The organism is Sulfitobacter sp. CW3 (genome assembly GCF_019392245.1).
Lineage (GTDB): Bacteria > Pseudomonadota > Alphaproteobacteria > Rhodobacterales > Rhodobacteraceae > Sulfitobacter.
Genome location: NZ_JAHXRL010000002.1, coordinates 85,740 through 106,264 on the forward strand (window position 1 = coordinate 85,740; position 20,525 = coordinate 106,264).

The following is a 20,525-nucleotide window of genomic DNA, read 5'->3' on the forward strand; positions in this document are numbered from 1 at the left end:
GTGTGGCCACCACAGATGCGTCAACTCAACTGAAGATGAGGAAATGCAGACCGCCATTGTCACGTGGCAACGGCGGTCTGCAAGCGGATCACGCGAATGTAACGTCGCTTTTGATCATAGGCAGGTGCGTGACAAGATCGCGCCCCGACGCGGCAATCGCGTTGGCGAGCGCAGGACCCGCCGGGGGCGTTCCGGGTTCACCGATGCCAGTGGGGGCTTCGTTCGATGTGACGATGTGAACTTCGATCGCCTTGATGTCACGCATCCGAAGCGGCTCGTAGTCAGGGAAATTCTGCTGCTCTACGACACCGCCATCCAGCGTGATTTCATCGCGCATGATGTGCCCGACCCCATAGCCAATTGCGCCTTCGACCTGTGCTTTGATCACATCGGGGTTCACCGCCACACCGCAGTCAGCGACCGCCGTGAACTTTTCGATCTGCACAACGCCGTCCCCATCAACCGAGATTTCACAAACTTCGGCGCAGTAGGTGCCAAAGGATTTGTGGACAGCCACACCGTGGAAATGGCCCGCTGGCAGGTCTTTTCCGAACCCGGCCTTTTCTGCGGCCAGTTTCAGAACACCCGCTTTGCGAATTTGATCCGGCGTGTCACCTGGAAGATGCGCGAGCCGGAAACTGACCGGATCTTGGCCCGCTGCGGCTGCGGCCACATCCATCATGGTTTCCATAACATAGGCGTTGTGGCTATGCCCGACCGACCGCCAGAAGTTCACCGTGGTGGCAACGCTACCGTCCGTCAGGCCGACATGCATGCCGGGGATCGAATATAGCGTATCAACGGTGCCCTCGACGGACGTGTGATCCACGCCATCATGTACGATCATCGCCTCGAATGGTCCGCCTTTGGCGATGGATTGACCGGCAATCCGGTGATCCCAGCCGACGATCTTGCCGGTATCATCCAAACCAACCCGCACTTTATGGGCATAGGCCGGGCGATACCAACCGCCGGTAATGTCGTCTTCGCGCGACCACACAAGTTTCACCGGACGGGTCTTGTCCGTCATCGCAAAAGCGAGCGTGACCTCGACAAGGTAATCGGCACCGGCGTTCAGGCGACGGCCAAAGAAACCACCAGCATAAAGCGTTTTAACCTGAATTTTCTCCATCGGAATGCCAAGGATCTGATGCATCGTGCCGTGGTTCACCGTCGGGCCTTGGGCCCCGTCGTACATGATCACGCTGCCGTCTTCGGTGGCGGCAATCGTGGCGGACATCGGCTCCATCGGGGCATGGGCCAACAGCGGCAGGAAGAACTCGCGCTCGACCACTTGTGCCGCGCCGTCCATCGCTGTGGCTGTCTCGGTTAGGGTGGTTTTAGACGCTTGGTATTCAGGCTTCGTGTTCACAGCGGCAAGCAGCTCTGCCTTGATCTCGTCGCTGCTGCGGGTTTCCGCTTTGCTCAGATCCCATTCAACTTCGATCGCATCGCGGGCCTGAAACGCGGCCCATGTGTTTTCAGCATAGACCGCCACACCTGCACCATTCGGCAGGGCTTGGGCCATGATAAAGCCCTTCATGTCCTTGGCGGCGCTGTCATCGAAAGAAACAACTGTCGCGCCGAATTGCGGGATGCGTTTGATGGCCACGACCATCTGGTTTTCAAGCTGAACATCCATGCTAAAGATGCCTTCGCCGTTGATCTTGTCATGGCTGTCACGGCGCGCCTTTTGCGGGTTACCGATTTGCGTCCACTCTTCGGGGTCTTTCAACTTGGGTTCGGCTGGCACTTCTAACTGCGCGGCGGCAGCGACAAAATCACCGATTTTGCCTTCTTTACCGGCACCCGTGATTGTACCGTCCTTGAGGGTCAGCGCGGTTGCGTCAACCCCCCATTCAACGGCGGCCGCCTGCAACAGGACATCGCGCGCGGCGGCCCCTGCTGTCCGGTACTGCATGAAAGAATTGGCAATCGCCGTTGAACCACCAGTACCCTGGAACGGACCGAAAAACAGGTTGTTATAGACCGCTGGGTTCGACGGGGCCATTTCAAAGGTGATGTCTTCCAGCTCCATGTTCAGCTCTTCGGCGATCAGGGTGGACAGACCCGTGGACGCACCTTGGCCCCCTTCGAAATGCTTGATCACGGCAGCGACGGTGCCATCGGCGTAGATTTTAACGAAGGGCGTGATGCCTGTCGCGGCTTCGGTGCTGGCGGCGGCAAGTGTGCCTTTGGGCGTAACGCCCACGGCCAGAACCGCTATGGCAGCGCCTGCCCCCTTAAGGAACCCGCGACGGGATGTGTTGATGGTCATTTGCTTAACCCTCCACGATTTCTGCGGCGCGCTGAATGCCAGCGCGGATACGTTGATAGGTGGCGCAGCGGCAGGCGTTGCCATCCATGTAATCGTCAATCTCTTCGAACGTCGGTTTCGGCGTTTGTTTCAACAAACCGACGGCGGACATGATCTGACCGGACTGGCAATACCCGCATTGCACCACGTCCAACTCTTTCCATGCTTGCTGTACCGCCGCACCGATTTTGGTGTCGCCCATGGCTTCGATGGTGGAAACTTCGGCACCCTCGACGTCTTCGATGTAGGTCTGGCAGGATCGTACGGGTTCGCCATCGACATGCACCGTACAGGCCCCACAAGACGCAACGCCGCAGCCGAATTTGGTGCCCGTCAGTTTCAGTTCGTCGCGGATCACCCAAAGCAACGGGGTCCCAGGTTCGGCCTCGACAGAGCGCTCGGCCCCGTTAATCTTTAGCTTGATAGTCATGAAAATTCTCCATCTGGCAATGTGATGCGAAAGTGGGTAAACCGATGAGTGTACCATATGCGACAGAAGGCGGCTGGTAAACCCGCAAGTTTACCCAAGATGTATATTGACGGAAATCGAATGCGACACGTAGAAATTCAGTATGAGTAAAACTGCAGTAAATTCAGACGACAAGCGGGAAGATATCTTGCTCGGAGCCTTTGACGAGTTCTGCGAGAACGGGTTTCTTGCCGCCAGCATGGATCGTATATCCAAGCGGGCTGGCGCATCCAAACGCACTGTCTATCGATATTTTGCAAGCAAGGAACAGTTGTTTCAAACGTTGATGCAGCGGCAATGGGCAGTCTTTGCGGACCACATGAAAGTCAGTTACCGGCCCGGCGTCGACATCCGCACCCAACTGACCGACATGGGGCGTGCACAATCGCGGCTGTTTATGTCGCCTGAAATTATGACCGCAAACAAGATGCTGATGAGTGAGATTCTGCGTGATCCGCAAATCGTCAGCGAAATTCAAAATGAAATCGATTATACTGCTTCGTTTGAAAAACTGTTGAAAGAGGCTGCGGCGGACGGGCTGCTTGATCTGCAAGACCCCCGTCAGGCGGCCGAGGAATTCATTTCGCTGCTCAAGGGAAAGGCCTTTTGGCCTGTCATGTTCGGCGCGCCTTTGGTCGAGGCCGCTGAAATGGAGAAGATGATTGAAAGCTCGGTCGACATCATGATGAACCATTACGGAAATGATGTGCGACCTCGCGGTGGGCTAACCGGCGACATATAACACGCTGTCGTCACCCCAATGCCGCAGTGGCGATTGAAATGACGACGATAGCGTTTCGGGGTCTGTTTGATCCGGCGACGCCTAGCCTATTCAGATCAATTACAAGTTGGCGTGCCAGTCGCGGATAGCCTCGCCGATTTCATCGGGCGAATCCTCATGGATAAAGTGCAGACCTGGCACGGTCACTTCTGTCAGATTGGGCCATTTGCGCACGACGTCGCGGACGGGGCCGGTAATCAGCATCCCCGGCTCAGCGTTCACAAACAGCTTGGGCGTGGGCGTTGTGGCCAGCCATTCAACATAGGCATCAACGATTTCGGACACGTCCGCCGGATCACCCGCAACCGGAATCTGACGTGGCCATGTCAGCGTTGGCAAAGGGGCGGCGGTACTCGGCCATCTCTTCATCCTCCAGCTTGCGCAGGATCGACGCAGGAAAAACCCCCTCGACGAACAGGTTCTTTTGCAAAACCATGTCTTCGCCCGCGGGCGAGCGGAGCGCCTGAAAGGTTTCGCGGGCGCGTTCGGGGAATTCATCCCAGCTGGACCGCGTGCCAACAATCGCCTCCATAAACGCGATGCCTTTTACAGCATCGGGGTGCATATGCGCCCAGTGGAACCCAAGGCCCGAACCCCAGTCGTGGATCACCAGCGTTACGTTTTCGGTGACGCCCAACTGCTCTAACAGCGCGACAAGATACTTGCGCTGTTCGACGAAAGTTTAGCTGTCAGGGCCGGAGTTATCGAGCTTGTCGCTGTCCCCCATGCCGATCAGATCGGGGGCAATCAAACGGCCCTTACCTGCCAAATGCGGCGTCACGTTGCGCCACAGATAGGACGACGTCGGGTTGCCGTGCAGGAATACGATCGGATCGCCAGTGCCCTCTTCGATATAGGCCATCTGTTTGCCATGAACGGTGGCTAATTTCTTTTTGTCGCGGAATTTGTAGAGACGGGAGGCCCCTTGCGCTTGTGGTTGAGTCGCGAAAGACGGAGAAGAACGATCATTCTTAAACAAGAGAAAATATGCCCAGAGCCAAATCCCATTCCCGTGAAAAGCTGTTGGACAGCGCCCTTAGTACCTTTTGGAAGACCGGCTATCATGTCGTTTCCATGGGCGACCTTGTGCGCGAAACGGGCGTCAGCCGCGCGAGCATTTACAGTGATTTTTCTGGTAAGCAGGACCTCTTCCATGCCTGTCTGGACAAGTATCAAGAGATCGTCGTGCCCCCCGCATTTGCCCCCGTAGAAGCCCCCGGTGCCGGGCTGGACGGAATTCGTGCCTATCTGTCAAACCTGCTGAACAGGTTTGAGGCGGCAGATGGTTTTGGTATTGGATGTCTTGTCGGGAACACGCTGACCCAGATCGCAATAGAAGACATGGCAACCCGTGAAAAACTGCTCGAACATTGCGACCGGCTGACCAATGGTTTTCGCAAGGTGCTGACCCACGAGAACAGTCAAAATGGAACGCTAACTACCGCCCAGATTGACGATCTCGCGCGCTGTACCATGATCTCGGTTCAAGGGCTGTGGTCCTATGCGCGGCTGACCGATGACGTCGCAGTGTTGCGGGCCTACTCGGACAATCTGGTCACATCGCTGGAGGCCCGATTGCGCGGAGCATCGCATTGAGCACCGGCATGCCCGAAGGCGATTTTCAGTTCATCGCACTGGACGTAGAAACCGCCTGCGGTGACAGCGCGAGCATCTGTCAAATCGGTATCGCCTGTGTCGGGTATGACGAAACCATTCAAACGTGGTCGACATATGTCGATCCTCAAGTCGCCTTTGCGCCGTTTAACATTGATCTTCACGGGATCGGCCCGGACACGGTACGCGACGCACACAGCTTTGCGCAGATCTGGCCCAACATGTTGCCCCTGCTGTCTAGACATCCGATGGTACAACACAGCAGGTTTGACGAACACGCGATCAACGCCGCATGCAAAACCCACGGCTTGCCGCTTCCTCGCTTGAGTTGGCAAAACAGTGTGTCCATCGCACGTGCGGCCTGGCCCGAGTTGATCGGGAATGGCGGCCACGGATTGGCCAACCTCAAAAAGTACCTGCAGCTTGATTTCCATCACCACGACGCCGGCGAAGATGCCCGCGCCGCCGCCATGGTCGTGTTGCGGGCGCAAGCCGCCTCTGGGGGCACAGCTGCGGGCGACGCGGTAAGAGTGAAGCCCTTCCAGCTCTCTTGGCCCTTTTAGACATCAGTGTTTTCGGGGGCCATCCAGACGCCCGGGCCAGAGATGCCGGCACTGGTCCGTCACATGGACTGTGGTGCAAATATCGGCCACACGCAGATGAACCAACACGCAGCGAATGACGGCTGATATATTGACCCGTCCCAATAGTTCAGGCATCGAAGCCGAAGGGCAAAGGCAGAAATATCAATGATAAGTGGCATTGCGACGGACCGCAGGGCGAACCTGCTTGGCAGCGTTTGGATGATTGCTTCGATGGCGGGGTTTGCGGTCGAAGACACATTTATCAAAGCCGCCTCCACGACGCTACCGATCGCTCAAATCCTTATCCTCTTTGGGTTGGGTGGCGCGCTTCTATTCGCTTGTATTGCCGCCATGAACAAAGAGCCCTTGTTCACCAAAGACGTCGTGTCCCCTCCGATGCGTATTCGCGTCTGCTTTGAGATTATCGGACGGCTATTCTATGTCCTTGCCATTTCGCTGATCCCGTTGTCTGCGGCGACGGTGATCCTTCAGGCGACCCCGCTGGTCGTGGTCGCTGGCGCAGCATTGGTGTTTGGCGAAAAGGTCGGTTGGCGCAGATGGGCCGCCATTTCCGTCGGGGCGATCGGGGTTATCGTCATCGTGCAGCCCGGGACGGATGGTTTTTCGATGCTCTCGATTTTAGCAATCATCGGGATGATCGGGTTTGCGGGGCGCGATTTGGCCAGCCGCGCAGCACCCGCTTCTTTGACGACGTCTGTGCTTGGCTTTTACGGCTTTCTGTCCATCGTCGTTGCTGCCGCGTTATTTTCCCTCTGGGAATCCACCGCCTTTGTCGCACTTGATCTTCAGGTGTCATCCTACATGTTGGGTGCAGTACTGGCTGGCGTGGCGGCCTATTCATGTTTGATGAAAGCGATGCGTACCGGAGAAGTGTCCGCAGTAACCCCGTTCAGATACACGCGGCTTCTATTCGGGATAGGGTTCGGAATTGCCTTTTTCGGCGAACAGTTAAGCTATTCCATGATGTTTGGATCAGGCTTGATTGTGTTATCCGGCCTCTTCATCCTTTGGCGGGGCCGAAACACCAAGCGACAGTAGCACCGCCGCTGTCGCGCAGCTTCGTCTGGGGCATCTCGGATTAGATCCTTAACGATCTTGGCAAATAGCACCGCTGATCGAACCGCAATCACTAGGGAGAGTACAATGAACATGACATCCGATATCATCCCGTTCTCGAATGACGTGGATCATCTTCAACGGCTCTTCGATGATCAAAAGGGGGCGGCCCGTGCGGCCCCTTTCCCAAGCCTTGAAGACAGGCTTGCCAGTCTCAAGAAGCTGGAAACCCTGCTGGACGAATATCAAGACAGGTTCACCCAAGCAATCAGCGACGACTTTGGTCAACGCTCGTTCTTTGAAACGCGCCTGACCGAATTTCTAGTTGTCCGGTTGGCTTTGACCCATGCGCGCAAGCATCTGAAATCATGGATGAAGACCCGCACGGTTCACACCCATCTGTTGTTCAAGCCCGGCAAAAGCAGCATCCTGCCACAGCCTTTGGGCGTGGTCGGGATCATCGCGCCGTGGAACTTTCCGCTGCAATTGATTTTATGCCCGCTGGTTACGGCCCTTGCCGCAGGCAATCGCGCGATCCTTAAGCCAAGCGAGCTGACACCGCGTTTTGCAGACGCCCTGAATGACGCGATCACCCGGCATTTTGCGGCTGACGAAGTGGCCGTGGTGCGCGGCGAAGCTGATATCGCACAGGCCATGACGAACCTGCCTTTCGATCATATTGTCTTTACCGGTTCCACCGCCGTGGGCCGCAAAGTGGCACAGGCTGCCGCTGCCAACCTCACGCCCGTGACGCTTGAGCTGGGTGGTAAATCACCCGCCATTCTGGATGCCAGCGCCGATGTCACACGCGCCCTGCGCCGGATTATCAAAGGCAAACTGACCAATTGTGGTCAGATCTGCATCGCGCCGGACTATCTGCTGGTGCCCGAGGACAAGGTCGAAACCGTGGCCGCGCAATTGCTGGATATCGCGCGCGAGATGTACCCCGAATGGGACGGCAACCCTGACGCAACCGCCGTGATCAACACTAGCCATCTGGCTCGCCTTCAAGGGCTTGTGCAAGACGCCAAAGACAAAGGCGCGACGGTGCAAACGGCACAATCCGACCACGCCTCGGCTGACAACCGCATGATGCCCTTGACGGTTATCACCGGGGCCACGTCTGAAATGGCTGTAATGCAAGATGAAATCTTTGGCCCTGTGTTGCCTATCATCGGTGTCAAATCCCACGACGCGGCGCTGGCCTATGTTCAGGATCGCGCCCGCCCGCTTGCGCTTTATTGGTTTGGATCAGATGCCGCGCGTCGTCAGGATGTCCTGACCAAAGTCCATGCTGGCGGCGTCACCATCAACGACACGCTGCTGCACATCCTTCAGGACAATCTGCCGTTTGGCGGCGTCGGCGATAGCGGCACGGGCAATTACCACGGCAAAGCCGGTTTTGAGCGTCTGTCGCACATGAAGGCGATCTATCGTCAGGTAAAATACACCGCCACCGACCTGCTCGGCGCGCCGGTCACACCTTTCGTCAAACGGATGCTCAAGCTAACCGAAGCAATCGGACGCAGATAACCGGCTTTGCCGCGCGCATGCCTAAACCGCAAAACCGGCGAGGGCCAACACAGGAAACAAGGCCAGCATTATTCCCAAATCGGCAAAGCCCCCTCCGTCTGAGCTTTCGACCTCATCGGGTTCTTCCGGGATATCAGTTATCTCCGGTGCCTCATCTGCAAAATTTGCCTCCGACTGATCTGTTATGACGGGTGCATCGAACTCCGCGCTTCTGAACGCAAAGCTTTGGAATTCTGCGGGGCTGTCTTCAAAGATCAATTCATCCGAGGTGTTTTCGGATACTGTATCGTCCTCTACAGCGGCAAACCCAGCCGCTTGCAGGTCAACATCTGCTGCAAACGAGTTGAAAGCAAAAACCGAGGTTGAAGTATCGCCGTCATCCTCAACGAAGAGAAGGTCTGCTGCTTCATCGATGGCATTCATCAAGGGTTCAAACCCTTCGGCCGGCGTTAGCCCGCGAATGACGACCTGCATGATTTCGCCCCTATCAAGGTCGACCTCAAGCACATTGTCGCGAAAAACCGTTTCTGCATCCAGCTCCTGAAGATCAGCATCCGACCGAGTGCTGCCGGGGTTTTGCCCTTCCCCCACGCCAAGAACGCTGACCTCCATCGCGTCGAAGCCAGCAACGAAGCCCGACATATCGATATCAGTGATTGTCGTTTCGTCCGCATTCGAGGCTATGTACAGGACCATATCGCCGCCGCCCACGAAGGCATGTATATCAACATCCTCGCCGAAATATTCAGTGCTGCGATCACTGCCGGGACTGAAATCAACCACCGATTTGCCCGGTAGGTTTTCGGACATCATGGAAAACATCTGTCCGGGCACAGTGGGCTCGGAATAGTCAAAGCCGACCGACAACGGGTTTGATGTGTTTTGGATCAAAGGCCAGACATGGCCTTGGTCTACGCCGGCTTCCATGAAGTTTTCAACAATGTTAAGCATTTCATGGGCCTGAAATAGCCCGTAGTCTTCAGCACGGTCGAGAGAGCTGGTGGATTTCATGTTCCACTCGGTGACGTGAATTTCTAACCCCTCAAAGCCTTCTTTTTCCATCCAGACGTTGTTGATGATATCCAGATTATAAAGGCCGCGGGTTTGATCACCGGTACCGTAAGTATAGACATGGGCGATAACGCCATCGACCGCTTCCATTTTTTCTGGCGTGTCAAACGACATGATGACCAGCTCATTGTTGACTTCCGCCCAATTGACCTCACCATTTCCCCGAATGTTATCATATGAAATGTCGGCATTTGGGTATTTGGCAGACAGGTCGTCAATAACACCCTCCGCACCCCAACCTTCGTATTCTACCGCCAGGTTTGAAACGCCAAAACTGGTTCCCATTTGGACAAGAACATTCACCGATTCAGTTTCGATACCGTGAACTTCATTTACCAGTTTCAATTCATCATTGATGATAAAGGACATTTCAGAAGATACGCGGCCATATTCGACCGCATTCATCTTTCCTGACCCCCAGTATTCGTTCCCTATCTCGATTCCGGCAATTTCGGGACTACCATAAACACCCGACGCCACATCGTGGATAAAATCACGCAGCGCTTCTTCGTCTATTTCTGCGCTCCGGTTCCCTTCCGCATCCGTTTCTTCGGTCAGCTGGTACCATGTCGGGACAACGATGGTCACAGCATGACCGTTTTCTTCTGCGTAGCTCAAGAATTCTGAAATGGGTATGAATGTGGTTATTTCACCTGTTTCTGCATGAATCGCGGTGCTTGCGTCCGGGTTTTCGATGTCGAAATAGTGCTCGGTCAGGGACCCGCCGGGGTATCGCAAGCCGCTGACACTAAGGGCTTGTATCGCTTCCTCATAACTACCCGGGCCGGACATTGATCCGCGCGATGCCAGAATATTTCCGCCAAATAATGCGTCATCAGCGCGTTCACCAAGGATACAATTCGCTGCAGACAGTTGAATGGTATTGGGTGATTGAACTAGCATTTCAACTGACCCGTTGAAATAGCCGTGAGTTGTGATCCGGATATATTCGTAGTGCGTATTATATCCCGGCTATTCTCAGAAATAGCGAATAGGTTTGAGAAAGAATAACGCGGAAATGCAACCCTAACCTGCACGGCTGGCGATAAGCACGATACACTTTGAAAATCTTCCACATTAAAATCCCTGTTTCTCTAAACAGAAGATTACGCGGAACAACCAAGCATCGCTTGAGGTGGGATGGATACTTTATTTATATAAAGATATCCAAACGCACAAAAGGATAGGGTGAATAATACTATTGGGATTTTTGGACCAACCTCGGCCATTCACCTGAAACGCATTGCAAAACACTTGATGCCAGTATGAAACTGGCATTTTCTGCAATATTTTAACTGAGTTTTGGGGTGGATTGGATGATGGCGGTGACCAAAATTCTCCATCCAGAACGACATCAGAGCCGTCACGCCCGATGGCACCACCTAGACCAGCTCAGCGGTTGCGATGTGTCAGTCGCCGACCGCTGGTGCCTGAAGATCGGTCGTGACAGCCAGCTGCGCGGCGCAACATAAGTTGTTTTGACTTGAGGTCGCCTTAACGCCCCCCAAGATTCATCAAAGTATATCGCAGTTTATTTTCCCGAATTTACACATATATTTGCATGTATTTTTTCTGAAAAAGACGGCTACAAGGGGCACCATGCCCCATAGAATTACGCCGTACTTTTCTCACGAATTTTTCTTCGCAAAGATTGCCTTCATATGCGTGTCGAATTCATTCCAGGTAATGACAGCGCGATTTCCAGCATGGCCATCGTAATACGATCTTCCGGTCGAGGTGGGAAAGCCTGCCCAAATTCGCGCGAGGTTTTCCATGAAAGTGTGACGGCTGATCTGCCTTCTAATAAAGAGACTATAGCCAGCATCCTCCAGCAATATGTCGGCCAGACGGTCCTGCACGTCGTCCGTGAACAGCGTATTGTGGGACAACCCCAACTCATGAACCAAGGTTTTTAGAGTGGCGGGAATGAACTGGTAACGCCCAATTGCGTGGGGCTGGTTCGGCGTTGCTTCAATCCATTGATAAATTTCATCAATCGTCATCCGCGTCGGCGGCTTGGCTGGGCGAACTGATGCGCCGTATTGTACAGCGTCATAGCCACGGTGCCCCGCTTCAGCCCAACCAATCAGATGCTTCAAGTTCGCAGTCGGCCCGGATCTCGCGCCAATTGGTATCATGCGGCGCTTCTGCCCTGATGCCTGATGCAACATCGACGTATTCAGGTAGATGCGTTGTTGGGGATCTGTCTGCAAAACCGGAAAGGAAACAGCGGCCACCGTCGTCATGCGGAGGTCCGCGAATGTGGTCACGTCGGCCTGCGCGACCTGTGTGCCAAATACCGTAAAAAGCGAAAACACGGCAGTTGCTTTCATAATCATCATTTCTTGTTCCCCATCTATTTATTCAGCGATGGAGAGATATTGGCGGATTTCAGAATTGCGGTCATTTGAGCAAAAAGACAATTCATGCGGCATAAGTATAGTGGGCCGCGCGCTTGGTATATTTCCCTGCACGAAAGCACCGGATGGCTTGGGTCGTATCGTCCGAAGCGCGCTGCCAGCGCAACGTTTTATAAATGGACCACGCCGCAGATGCGCTTGCGGCGTGGTCCTTCCTGGCAACTGATGGATGAGTCAGTTACCGAGGAAACCGTCGAGCTGGTTCCAAAGGGAATTGTCGAGCAACAGGTTAAAGCGGAGATAGAAACCTTCTTGGTAAAGTGCATTTTGCCCCGCCAGCGTTTCACCCGCCTTGTTGTAGCCAACCGCCAGCAGCGTGCCCTTGGTCGGGACAAATCCGAACTCGGCACCCAATCCGTTGGTCGAGTTGCCAGTGTTATCCCAAAGATGCGCCACGTTTGCACCGACCTGAAACAGGTCATTCCCGAACTCATAGTTTACGCCCGCCTGCACCAGCTGCGTCCGCGACTTAGCCGCGATGCCACCCGACATGTCGATCGCTTGGTGCTGACCGGCGTATTTTCCGTTCACACGCAGATCGGCATCGACCTCGTAAGAGGCATTCACCGACCACAGATGGCTTTCGGTCCGGTTGTACTTTTCCTCAAGGCGATGCTCGTACCATGCCAGAACTTCGAGGCGCGGATCGCTCAACGGGCGGTAGGCTGCCCCGACACGGGTGCGCATCCGCCGTTGGCTCTTGCCGTTTCGATTGTCCAACGCCGCCCGCGTGCGGCCCAGTACAGTCAGATCGGGTGTGACCTGCCCGGCAAGGCCCAGGCTGGCGTAATAGGTTTCGCCGGAATCTTCGGATGTGGCATCAAAGTCCGCGTCCCCGATCCATTCGCCATCACCGCCCCCCCATTTCACCCCAACGGCCAAGCTGGTCAATTCGGTCTCGTTCGCGTCCAGCAGGCGCGCATGTTCGATGCCTAGATCAAGCGTCGTCGTCTTGTTCAGTTTAAAGTCGGCATTCAGCCCCTGAATATAGGTGGTGTCGGTGTCACCCGGACTACGGGCCAGTTCGGTCCGACCGCTGAGCCATTCGTTCATCTCGAAGGTAAAGCCAAGCGTGTTGCGGGACATCACGGCGTCGTCGCCAAAGTGTAGTTCGACCTCGTTATACGCACGCCAGCCCAGTTTCGGTTCGCTGTAAAGGCCAAGCGTCAGTTCGGTTGCCGCGCCGCTGCCCCCAAGGGGGTGGCGCAATTCGGCCTCGATCACAGTGCCGGGCCGGTTCTGCGGCGACCAATGGGCACCCAAGACCAGTGCCGTGTCGCTTTCGTTGAGGTTTTGCGTAAGACCTTGGCGATGCTCAAAGCCGATGCGGCCGCGCAGTTGCTTGCTTAGGGTGCGGGCATAAAGCGCTTCGAACTGCAGGCGTTTGGTGTCGTTGATCCGGTCGCGGACGTATTCGGCAGCCAGTGTCAGATCACTTTTGCGGTTGATCTCGTAGCCATAGCTCAGCCGGATCTGCGTGCTGCCGGGGCGGGCAAGCCCACCGCGCGCCAAAAAGTTTTCTCCGGTGTGGATCGCCTCAAAGCTGAGCCGCTGGCGCTCTACCTGCAGCTCGTAAGATAACCGCGCGGCAGTGTCGGCTTCGCCCAGCGCGTTCTCTGAGCGGGCCAGTTCCGCCTCCCAGACCGCGCCGGTCGTGCCCTCGTGGCGAATGTATCCCGACTGCAGCCGCTCGCGGGCCGGGTTGCCGATTGGGGCGTCGGCATGCACCGCGCGGGCACCGATGGTCGTACGTTCGCCCACGGCGTAATTCGCCTCGCCGCCATAAAGCCAGTACTTTTCAGCACCCTCATTTTCGACCTCATAGGTGACACGGATCGACACCGGATTGCCATCCAGATCGAACTGGCGGACGGGCGCGTCAAAGGTGATTGTGTTGCGGAAGAAATCTAGGATGTAATCCGTCCCCCGACGCATCGGGGTGCTCGTCAGGATATCGTCACCCTGTTCGTCGCGAACCAGAACTTCTACCCTCTCTGAGCCTTGTACATAGCCGCTCAAATTCAAATCATAGGGACCCGAAACGCCGCGACCGCGGATTTCTTGCACCATCTGTTCCTGCGCCGTGCGGGCACCAAAGACAGTGACCGACACCTTGTCGTTTTCCCAATGGCCCTTTGCCCCAGTGGCGACACGGCGCATCCCGTCCAGTTTGAACGCGCTGGATTCGGGTTCGATGGCGATGTCTCCGTACAGGATGTAGGACCGGCCCTTTTCCACTTTGACGAACAGGTTTTCCGACGATTGCGCGTCTTGGCCCCGTTCGGAATTATCGCCGTAGACCGGGTAATACTGGTCGCCGCGGATGTCGCGGAACAGTCGATCTTCGGTGTCGCGGTCCGAGCTATAGCGCAGGGTCAACAGCGCATCGCCACGGATCGCACCTTTCAGGTAGACCTCGCCGCGCACGCCGGTTGCCGTGTCCTCAAAGGAACTGAACTGGTCTTTGTCCAGCAATCCGTCGCTGTTCTTGCCCAGCGATACAGCACCTTCAATCACACCAATTAGAATGCGTTCGTCTAGGTCAGGGGTAAAGATAATGGTCGCCTCTGTCCTGCCAAATGCCCCCGTCACAGTAACAAGATCCGACCCCGATACTTGCGGCGGGATCAAGTCAAATGTCGCCTCGCCATTGTCGAGGTACGCCTGCACGCCGGGGGTGCCCGCACGAATATCGTCTACGTCCCACAAGCCCAAGCGCGCATGCAGCGTCACCGTCCCCGAGGCCGGAACCGGCATCCCGCGCACGTCGAGCACACGTACCACGACGGGTACCACTGAACCGGGCGAGGCCGAGGCAGTTTCCGGCAGGATGATCTCGTATTTTGCGGGGGTGCCCGGTGCCATCAAGGTGATGTCTTTGCGCGCACGTTCGATGCCGAACCCGTCCCTACCGATCAGGGTCAGCGTGTTTTTTCCCGCGCCCAGTTTAACGGCTATGTATTCCAGCGCTTGGACATTATTTTTCTCCCAGCTGGTACGTTCGCCAATACGGTCAGCGCCAAGTTCGCGACCGTTCAGCATCAGCGCCAGCGTGAGGTCGGCCTTGCCCTTCACCCGGATGTTCTGGGTGTTGCGGTCGACGGTTTGACCCTCCTCAAGGTCAACGAACCCCAGTTCGGAATCCAGTGTCCGGATCATCTCGTCCAGTGATTGCCTCCGGGCCGCCGCTGCGGCCACGACGGCGACATTTGCAGCCAGCACCTTGTCTGCGGTCAGCATGTTAGGGGTCAGCTGGGTTGTCGTCGCGATACCGGATTGCCCGCGCGAAGAACGGTTCGGTGCGCGCGCGCCTTCGATTGGCATATCGGCGGCGTTGAGTGAATTTACCTTCTGGTTATCTTTAAAATGCTCGCGACGCTCTGCGACTTCAGCCAGCGCCTCGGGGGTGCATTCGGCCACGGCAAAGTGTTCTGCGCGCATTTCACCGCGACGCAGCGGGATCAAACGCGAGCCACCCTGCCCGAGATCATTGGTGCGTGTAACCTGAACGCGGGTGTCTTTGGGCAAGGTTTCATTCTGCACAAGAAATGCATGGGTGACCGGACGCAAACCATAGAGCGAGTATTTTCCGTCAATGTCGGTGACGACCGTCAGGCCCTCTTGTGTGACGATCCGGACGCCCGGGATGCCGGGTTCCGGCGCATCGCCCCGGATACCATTCGCATCGCAATCCATGAAGACCGACCCAATAACCGTACCTTGGCGTGCCAGAACCCCACCGGAATTGTCGAGCCGGACCATGGCGCGCGCAACATTGGATTCGCGCAGCGTTCCCGTACCCGCCTGACGACCTGACAGTACGGCAGTGTTTTCGTTGCGCCCCTCGCGTGCGGCCGCCGTGAAATGCATTACATACGTCAGCTCGTGCTCGGACAGCGGCCCGATCTGGCCAAGGTCAAAGAGCATGTCCCCCCCCTGCCCGCGCGCGGGATCCTCGAGCGGTTCGCCATCCAGCATGACCGATCCCGGCACCAGCGTCACACCATGCGGCGGGCGGTCCAGCAGTTCGGCACCGATAAGCGCCTGACGCATGTTGTTGCTAAAGCCCAGCGTATAGATCACAAATTCGCCTTGGCTCACGACATCACGGTCAGTGGTCTTTTGCAACGATAGCGGTGTCCCATAGTAGGGGTCGACGGGAATGTCCGAATTATAGACCATTCCGCCGGCGTGGCTAAACGCGTCACCCCAACCCGCCTCGGTCGTGATCCTGGTGAACCCGGAAAAGTCGTTGCGTGACGATGGGAATACCCATGCCGGCGCGTTGATAACGTCATAGCGGTACGTGCCTGCAGGCATTTGCCCAAAGACGAAGAAACCGCGTGGATCGGTGACGCTGCGCGAAATTTCGCGGTTCAAGGCGACGTCGACCAGTGCGATCGTAATGCCCTCGATTGCCGCATTGGACAGCGAGTTAAATAGAAAATTGCCCGGATTGATCAACAGGTCGTCAGTCAGCAACGTGCCGTTGCATCGGGCAGTCGCGATCAAGGTATCGCCATCGGTGGTGGCCATCACGCTATCGCCCGATGTCGCCGTGTCCATGCGCGCCATCGGCAAGGCGGAGGTCAAGAAGATGCCAGTGTTTGCGCCGGTCTCGGTCGCGGTCACGGTCTCAATGTCGCCAGTCTGGGCGCTGCGGATGGTGACCGTCGTCACATCAACGCCAGACGTCAGGTTACAGCCGCCCGATGTCAGGCGCAGACGGGTATCGGTGCCTGGCGTGCCAAAGGCTTGCATCGCCCCGGTGGCGGGGTCTTCGAAGTGCAGCGCACCAGAGCTGTCTCCATTGCGGGTAAAGATCGTCGTGTTCGACGCCTGCACCGCACTTTGCCCGTCATTTTCAAGATAGGCAGCCGCCGTGTTCACAACATCCACATCACCGAGCGCAGCAGGCAAGCTGACCGAAAAGACGGGATCGGTCGCGCGGCCAACGATATAATCGCCTTCAAGAAAGAAGCCCACGGCATCGATGTCATCGACCCGCCCGGGCTGGGCCGTGCGGTAGTCATGTAGCGGATCGCCAGCGCTGTGAAATAGCGCCACCATGCCGCCGGTCTGGATCACGCTGCGAAAAACAGTGTTAAGCGGGATCACGTCCCGGACCAGCACGCCGGTGCGGACGACACCGTCGATGCGCAGCGTTTCGCCGTCGATGGCGGAATAGCCTATGATAGACTGTTCGGAGTTATTGCGGATCCGCAACGTGTAGTCGATCACAGTCGCCGCTTCGGTCTCGCGCGCAGATTGAACCTTTTCAATCTCAAGCGTACCGCTGACAATGAGTGTCTTGCCAAGCGCTTGGCCGTTTAGAGGGGCCTGGGTTTCGATATCGGCATCGGACGACGCGGTCACAAGAAGGGTCGAGCCCAGCGTATCGCCGGGAACCGCATTTTCCGAAACGCGGAATTCATAGATCAGCTGAAGACGCTCACCCGCCATCAAAGTAATCGGTGCCGTCAGATCGAATGCTCTTTCGCCATCATCGACAACACCGTTGCCATTCTGGTCTGCCACCAATTGTCCATTTCCGGTCAGCCCTGCGCCGGTACGGTCTTCGACGCGCATGACCGCATCAAGCGGTACGTTCCCGCTGTTCAACACTTCAAAGTGGTACTGCGCCAACGCGCCACGGGTGAGCAAAAGTTCGGAGTATCCGGTGATCTCGATGTTCGGCACCGAAAGCACCCTCGCCTCGACCGGGTTGGAGAACACGGTCTCGACGATCCCGAGGGCGATATTGAAATAGGACGATTGTGCAACGTTGCGGATTAGGGTGCCGCCTGGAACCGGGTCTGCCTTGGATGGCTGGGGAAGAAGACCACACAGCAGCGCGACGGTCTGGAAGAACGTCGCGACACCGAGGCCCGCTTTCTGAAGACAACTGCGCACCAGATTGCTCCTAAATTGAATACGAATTTTGGGGATAGGTCAGAAAGAGGTGCCCCCGGGTAGGTTGGGGGGAACAGCCGGGGGCACCTGGGTTCGCTTAGTTGCTCACCTGAACAGTGAATTCTAACCTTGCGACCCCACCCGGCAGGATCGAGCCATGATCGCTCGATACGCTGGTCGAGGTGACCGTTGCGGTGCTACCTGCCGGGAATAGATCCTCGTCGCAAAGGCCGCCACAGTTTGTCACTGCGGTATATGCGGGCGCTGCGTCAGAGATGACGACGTTGGTTGCGGGAGAAGAGCCGGTGTTCTCTGCCTCGATCATGTAGCGTATGCACTGACCGGGTTCGACAGGTTGACGGGTCTTGGTGAACGCGCTGTCCGGCGTAGTGGCACCATCACAATCAGCATCGATCGTCTGATACTTGTTCAGCGTCATATCCCCCGAGATGATAGTGATCCGGTCCTCGACCGCGTTGTCGGTGGTGTCGGCATCCGTAGCAGTACCCCCGTTCAGCGCCGCCCCGAGGCTGAGCGAACCGATTTCGGTTACACCTGGCGTCGCCGTCGACGGTGTCTGCACACGGTAGATCAGCGAGATGCTATCCCCCGCAGCAAGGCCATTGACGCCGGGCGCAATGCCGTCTGTCAGGTCGTCAAAGTTGTCGATCACCGGCTCGGCTGCATCGATCACCCCGTTACCGTTCACGTCCCAAAAGATCGCGCCCGAGAAGTTGCTTAGACCGCTTTCAAGGATTGCCCCTTCGGTGATGACTGTATTGCCTTCGTTGGTGACCGTGTGGGTCAACTCAACGATGCCACCGGGTGCGGCCTGCGCGCTTTGGTCGTCGATGATCTTTACGTCGTAGATTTCGTTGACCGTGACCTGGTTGACGATGCGGTCACCCTGACCGGACACCGAAGATACCAGCGCGATATCGACCAGCGTATCGCTCGGAAGCGTGTCATCAGCCGGAACCACGACAACCTGGAAGGTCGAGCTACCATCTGCCGGAATGGTCCCGGTGTTGGTGGCAATGCTGCCGTTGGCTGCGCGGAACTCGACAGTCCAGCCATCAGGCAGCGCCTGAGCCAGCGACAGGTTGAAGCTGTCAGAGACCGGACCTTCGTTCTGCACCACCATGTCGAACGTGACAGGTTGGCCTGGATCGGTTGTCGTGGTGATCCACGGATCGCCTGCGTTGGTCGGCACCGCGCCATCGCCCTCGACACCTGCAACACCGTTCTCAAGATCGACCGTAGCTGCAAGAACCTCTCCGGAGAATTCGGCGGTCGACACATCCGACACGCCTGACGAGTCAGAGATCGTGGTGATCGTCGCCGTGTAATCGGTGGTGGCGGTCGGTGTCAGGTCGGTCGGAAGCGTCGCGATCAGGGTTACCTTGGCGCTGCCTCCGATTGCGAGCGGGCCAATTGAACCGACGACCGGGGTCACACCGTCGGCACCGACAAAGCGGAATGTCGTGCCTGCGGGAAAGTCGACGTTGGCGACTTGCAGCGTCATGCTATCGGCCTGATTGGACAGATTGGTCAGCACAAACTCCTGACGGATCACGCCGCCTTGATAGACATCTCCGGTCTCGGTCACGATGTCGTTGTTGGCCGCATCATCATCCGTCGCCGAAGCGATGGTACCGTTCGCGGTTCCGTCCCCGTTGATCGCCGTATCCGCAACCGCAATCGCGTATTGGTTATCAACTACGATCGAGGCGGTGTTCGACGGTGGAAAGGCAACCCCGTCTACGTCTTGGCTGGCCACGTTGGTGATCAGGCCCGCGTTGGCGGTGCTGGCGACAACCGCTTGGAACGTCACGCTGCCAGAGCGGCCCGAAGCAACGGAAGAGATATTGAAATTAACTGTCTGCCCATCGTCGTAATCCCAGGCGATGGTTTCGCCCGACCCGTTGGTGCCATCGGCAAGCGTCGAGGCGTTGTCGTCATCCAGCGGGGCTGCCGCGTCGGACCAACGCGCCGATCCCGGCACATAGGACAGATTGCCGTCCAGAACGTCCTGTACCACATAGTTATTCGCAGCCGCTAAACCGGTGCTGGAATAGGTCAGGGTGATGGTCACGGTGTCGCCCGCATCAATGATGTCGGGGTTGCCGCCCGAAGCTGCATCCGCGACCATCGACTTGACCAGTTCGACGATGGCGTCGTTCGAAATGGTCAGGGTATCCGTGTTGATATCAAGTTCAGTGCCGTCTAGCGCCGACGTCGCAGTGATGGTGATCGTATCGGTGCCAGTCGCGGTCGACGCGACAGAGGCTTCGATGACCACACCGAACTGCTCGCCGGGAGCCAGAACCGGGGTGGACGTTAGCGGTGTCGCGCTGTCGGCGACGCCGTCCATGTTGGCATCCGGATAGAATACCAACTGCGTCGTATCAAGTGTACCGGTGTCGGCCTCGACCGCAGTCAGCAAGAAGCTGTCAGCCCCGTTGCCTTCGTTGGTGATGATGTGCGGCAGGAATGCTTTCCCACCGGGTGCAATGGTTTCGGTGTTGTTAGATGTCAGTGTGACGCCGGCAACCTGCTGCACGATCGTTTCGACCGTGTTCGACGTCACCGTGATCGTGTCACCGGCCGAGTTGGTATAGGTCGCAACAGCTTGGTTGCCGATAACTGCGCCTGCTTCGGGGGACGCGCCGAACGCAGCAGATCCGAGGGCGGCACCAACGGCTGCCGCACTTGCGGAACGCATGAAGAGAGAATGATAAGCCAA

12 protein-coding genes and 1 pseudogene are annotated in these 20,525 nt (G+C 56.8%); 5 read left to right on the forward strand and 8 right to left on the reverse strand.

Annotated features, from left to right (window positions below):
* Positions 1 to 88: 88 nt before the first annotated feature.
* Both KZZ06_RS03840 and KZZ06_RS03845 read right to left on the reverse strand, forming a co-directional pair.
* Positions 89 to 2,278: a molybdopterin cofactor-binding domain-containing protein gene (locus tag KZZ06_RS03840; protein ID WP_219578733.1), complete on the reverse strand. Its 2,190-nt coding sequence runs from the start codon at positions 2,276 to 2,278 to the stop codon at positions 89 to 91.
* 4 nt (positions 2,279 to 2,282) lie between these two features.
* Positions 2,283 to 2,747, reverse strand: a complete 465-nt coding sequence (locus KZZ06_RS03845; protein ID WP_219578734.1) for a (2Fe-2S)-binding protein — start codon at positions 2,745 to 2,747, stop codon at positions 2,283 to 2,285.
* A gap of 142 nt (positions 2,748 to 2,889) precedes the next feature.
* On the opposite strand from KZZ06_RS03845, the gene KZZ06_RS03850 reads away from it, so the two are divergent.
* Positions 2,890 to 3,528, forward strand: a complete 639-nt coding sequence (locus tag KZZ06_RS03850) for a TetR/AcrR family transcriptional regulator (protein WP_219578735.1) — start codon at positions 2,890 to 2,892, stop codon at positions 3,526 to 3,528.
* Between the two features lie 99 nt (positions 3,529 to 3,627).
* On the opposite strand, the gene KZZ06_RS22460 is transcribed toward KZZ06_RS03850, so the two are convergent.
* Positions 3,628 to 3,906 (reverse strand): hypothetical protein, encoded by a 279-nt coding sequence (locus tag KZZ06_RS22460; RefSeq protein ID WP_257884248.1) that lies wholly within the window; start codon positions 3,904 to 3,906, stop codon positions 3,628 to 3,630.
* Positions 3,863 to 4,429 (reverse strand): annotated as a pseudogene (locus KZZ06_RS03855) (haloalkane dehalogenase). Before KZZ06_RS03855 ends, KZZ06_RS22460 begins: the two are co-directional and overlap by 44 nt.
* A gap of 125 nt (positions 4,430 to 4,554) precedes the next feature.
* Between KZZ06_RS03855 and KZZ06_RS03860 the strand changes: the two are divergent.
* The 4 genes from KZZ06_RS03860 (at position 4,555) to KZZ06_RS03875 (ending at position 8,375) form a co-directional block, all read left to right on the forward strand.
* On the forward strand, positions 4,555 to 5,163 hold the full coding sequence (locus KZZ06_RS03860) for a TetR/AcrR family transcriptional regulator (protein ID WP_219578736.1): 609 nt from the start codon (positions 4,555 to 4,557) through the stop codon (positions 5,161 to 5,163).
* The gene (locus KZZ06_RS03865; protein ID WP_257884198.1) at positions 5,160 to 5,744 is read left to right on the forward strand and encodes a 3'-5' exonuclease; all 585 of its coding nucleotides are present in this window, start codon (positions 5,160 to 5,162) and stop codon (positions 5,742 to 5,744) included. Before KZZ06_RS03860 ends, KZZ06_RS03865 begins: the two co-directional genes overlap by 4 nt.
* A gap of 186 nt (positions 5,745 to 5,930) precedes the next feature.
* Positions 5,931 to 6,824 (forward strand): DMT family transporter, encoded by an 894-nt coding sequence (locus KZZ06_RS03870; protein ID WP_257884199.1) that lies wholly within the window; start codon positions 5,931 to 5,933, stop codon positions 6,822 to 6,824.
* Between the two features lie 105 nt (positions 6,825 to 6,929).
* Positions 6,930 to 8,375 carry a coniferyl aldehyde dehydrogenase gene (locus KZZ06_RS03875; protein WP_219578737.1) on the forward strand — a complete coding sequence of 482 codons (1,446 nt, stop codon included), beginning with the start codon at positions 6,930 to 6,932 and terminating at the stop codon, positions 8,373 to 8,375.
* 21 nt (positions 8,376 to 8,396) lie between these two features.
* On the opposite strand, the gene KZZ06_RS03880 is transcribed toward KZZ06_RS03875, so the two are convergent.
* The 4 genes from KZZ06_RS03880 to KZZ06_RS03895 form a co-directional block, all read right to left on the reverse strand.
* Positions 8,397 to 10,349, reverse strand: coding sequence for a hypothetical protein (locus KZZ06_RS03880; RefSeq protein ID WP_219578738.1), 1,953 nt, complete (start codon positions 10,347 to 10,349; stop codon positions 8,397 to 8,399).
* Between the two features lie 725 nt (positions 10,350 to 11,074).
* Complete coding sequence (locus KZZ06_RS03885; protein WP_219578739.1) at positions 11,075 to 11,788, reverse strand: hypothetical protein; 714 nt, start codon at positions 11,786 to 11,788, stop codon at positions 11,075 to 11,077.
* Positions 11,789 to 12,040: 252 nt separating this feature from the next.
* A complete protein-coding gene (locus KZZ06_RS03890) occupies positions 12,041 to 17,779 on the reverse strand; it encodes a hypothetical protein (protein WP_219578740.1) in 5,739 nt (1,912 codons plus the stop codon).
* A 97-nt stretch (positions 17,780 to 17,876) separates the two neighbouring features.
* On the reverse strand, positions 17,877 to 20,525 hold the full coding sequence (locus KZZ06_RS03895; RefSeq protein WP_257884200.1) for an NEW3 domain-containing protein: 2,649 nt from the start codon (positions 20,523 to 20,525) through the stop codon (positions 17,877 to 17,879).

Coding starts and splice junctions, on each gene's coding strand:
- KZZ06_RS03840 (WP_219578733.1), bottom strand. CDS start 2,278: ATGACCATCAACACATCCCGTCGCGGGTTCCTTAAGGGGGCAGGCGCT.
- KZZ06_RS03850 (WP_219578735.1), top strand. CDS start 2,890: ATGAGTAAAACTGCAGTAAATTCAGACGACAAGCGGGAAGATATCTTG.
- KZZ06_RS03880 (WP_219578738.1), bottom strand. CDS start 10,349: ATGCTAGTTCAATCACCCAATACCATTCAACTGTCTGCAGCGAATTGT.
- KZZ06_RS03860 (WP_219578736.1), top strand. CDS start 4,555: ATGCCCAGAGCCAAATCCCATTCCCGTGAAAAGCTGTTGGACAGCGCC.
- KZZ06_RS03870 (WP_257884199.1), top strand. CDS start 5,931: ATGATAAGTGGCATTGCGACGGACCGCAGGGCGAACCTGCTTGGCAGC.
- KZZ06_RS03875 (WP_219578737.1), top strand. CDS start 6,930: ATGAACATGACATCCGATATCATCCCGTTCTCGAATGACGTGGATCAT.
- KZZ06_RS03885 (WP_219578739.1), bottom strand. CDS start 11,788: ATGATGATTATGAAAGCAACTGCCGTGTTTTCGCTTTTTACGGTATTT.
- KZZ06_RS03845 (WP_219578734.1), bottom strand. CDS start 2,747: ATGACTATCAAGCTAAAGATTAACGGGGCCGAGCGCTCTGTCGAGGCC.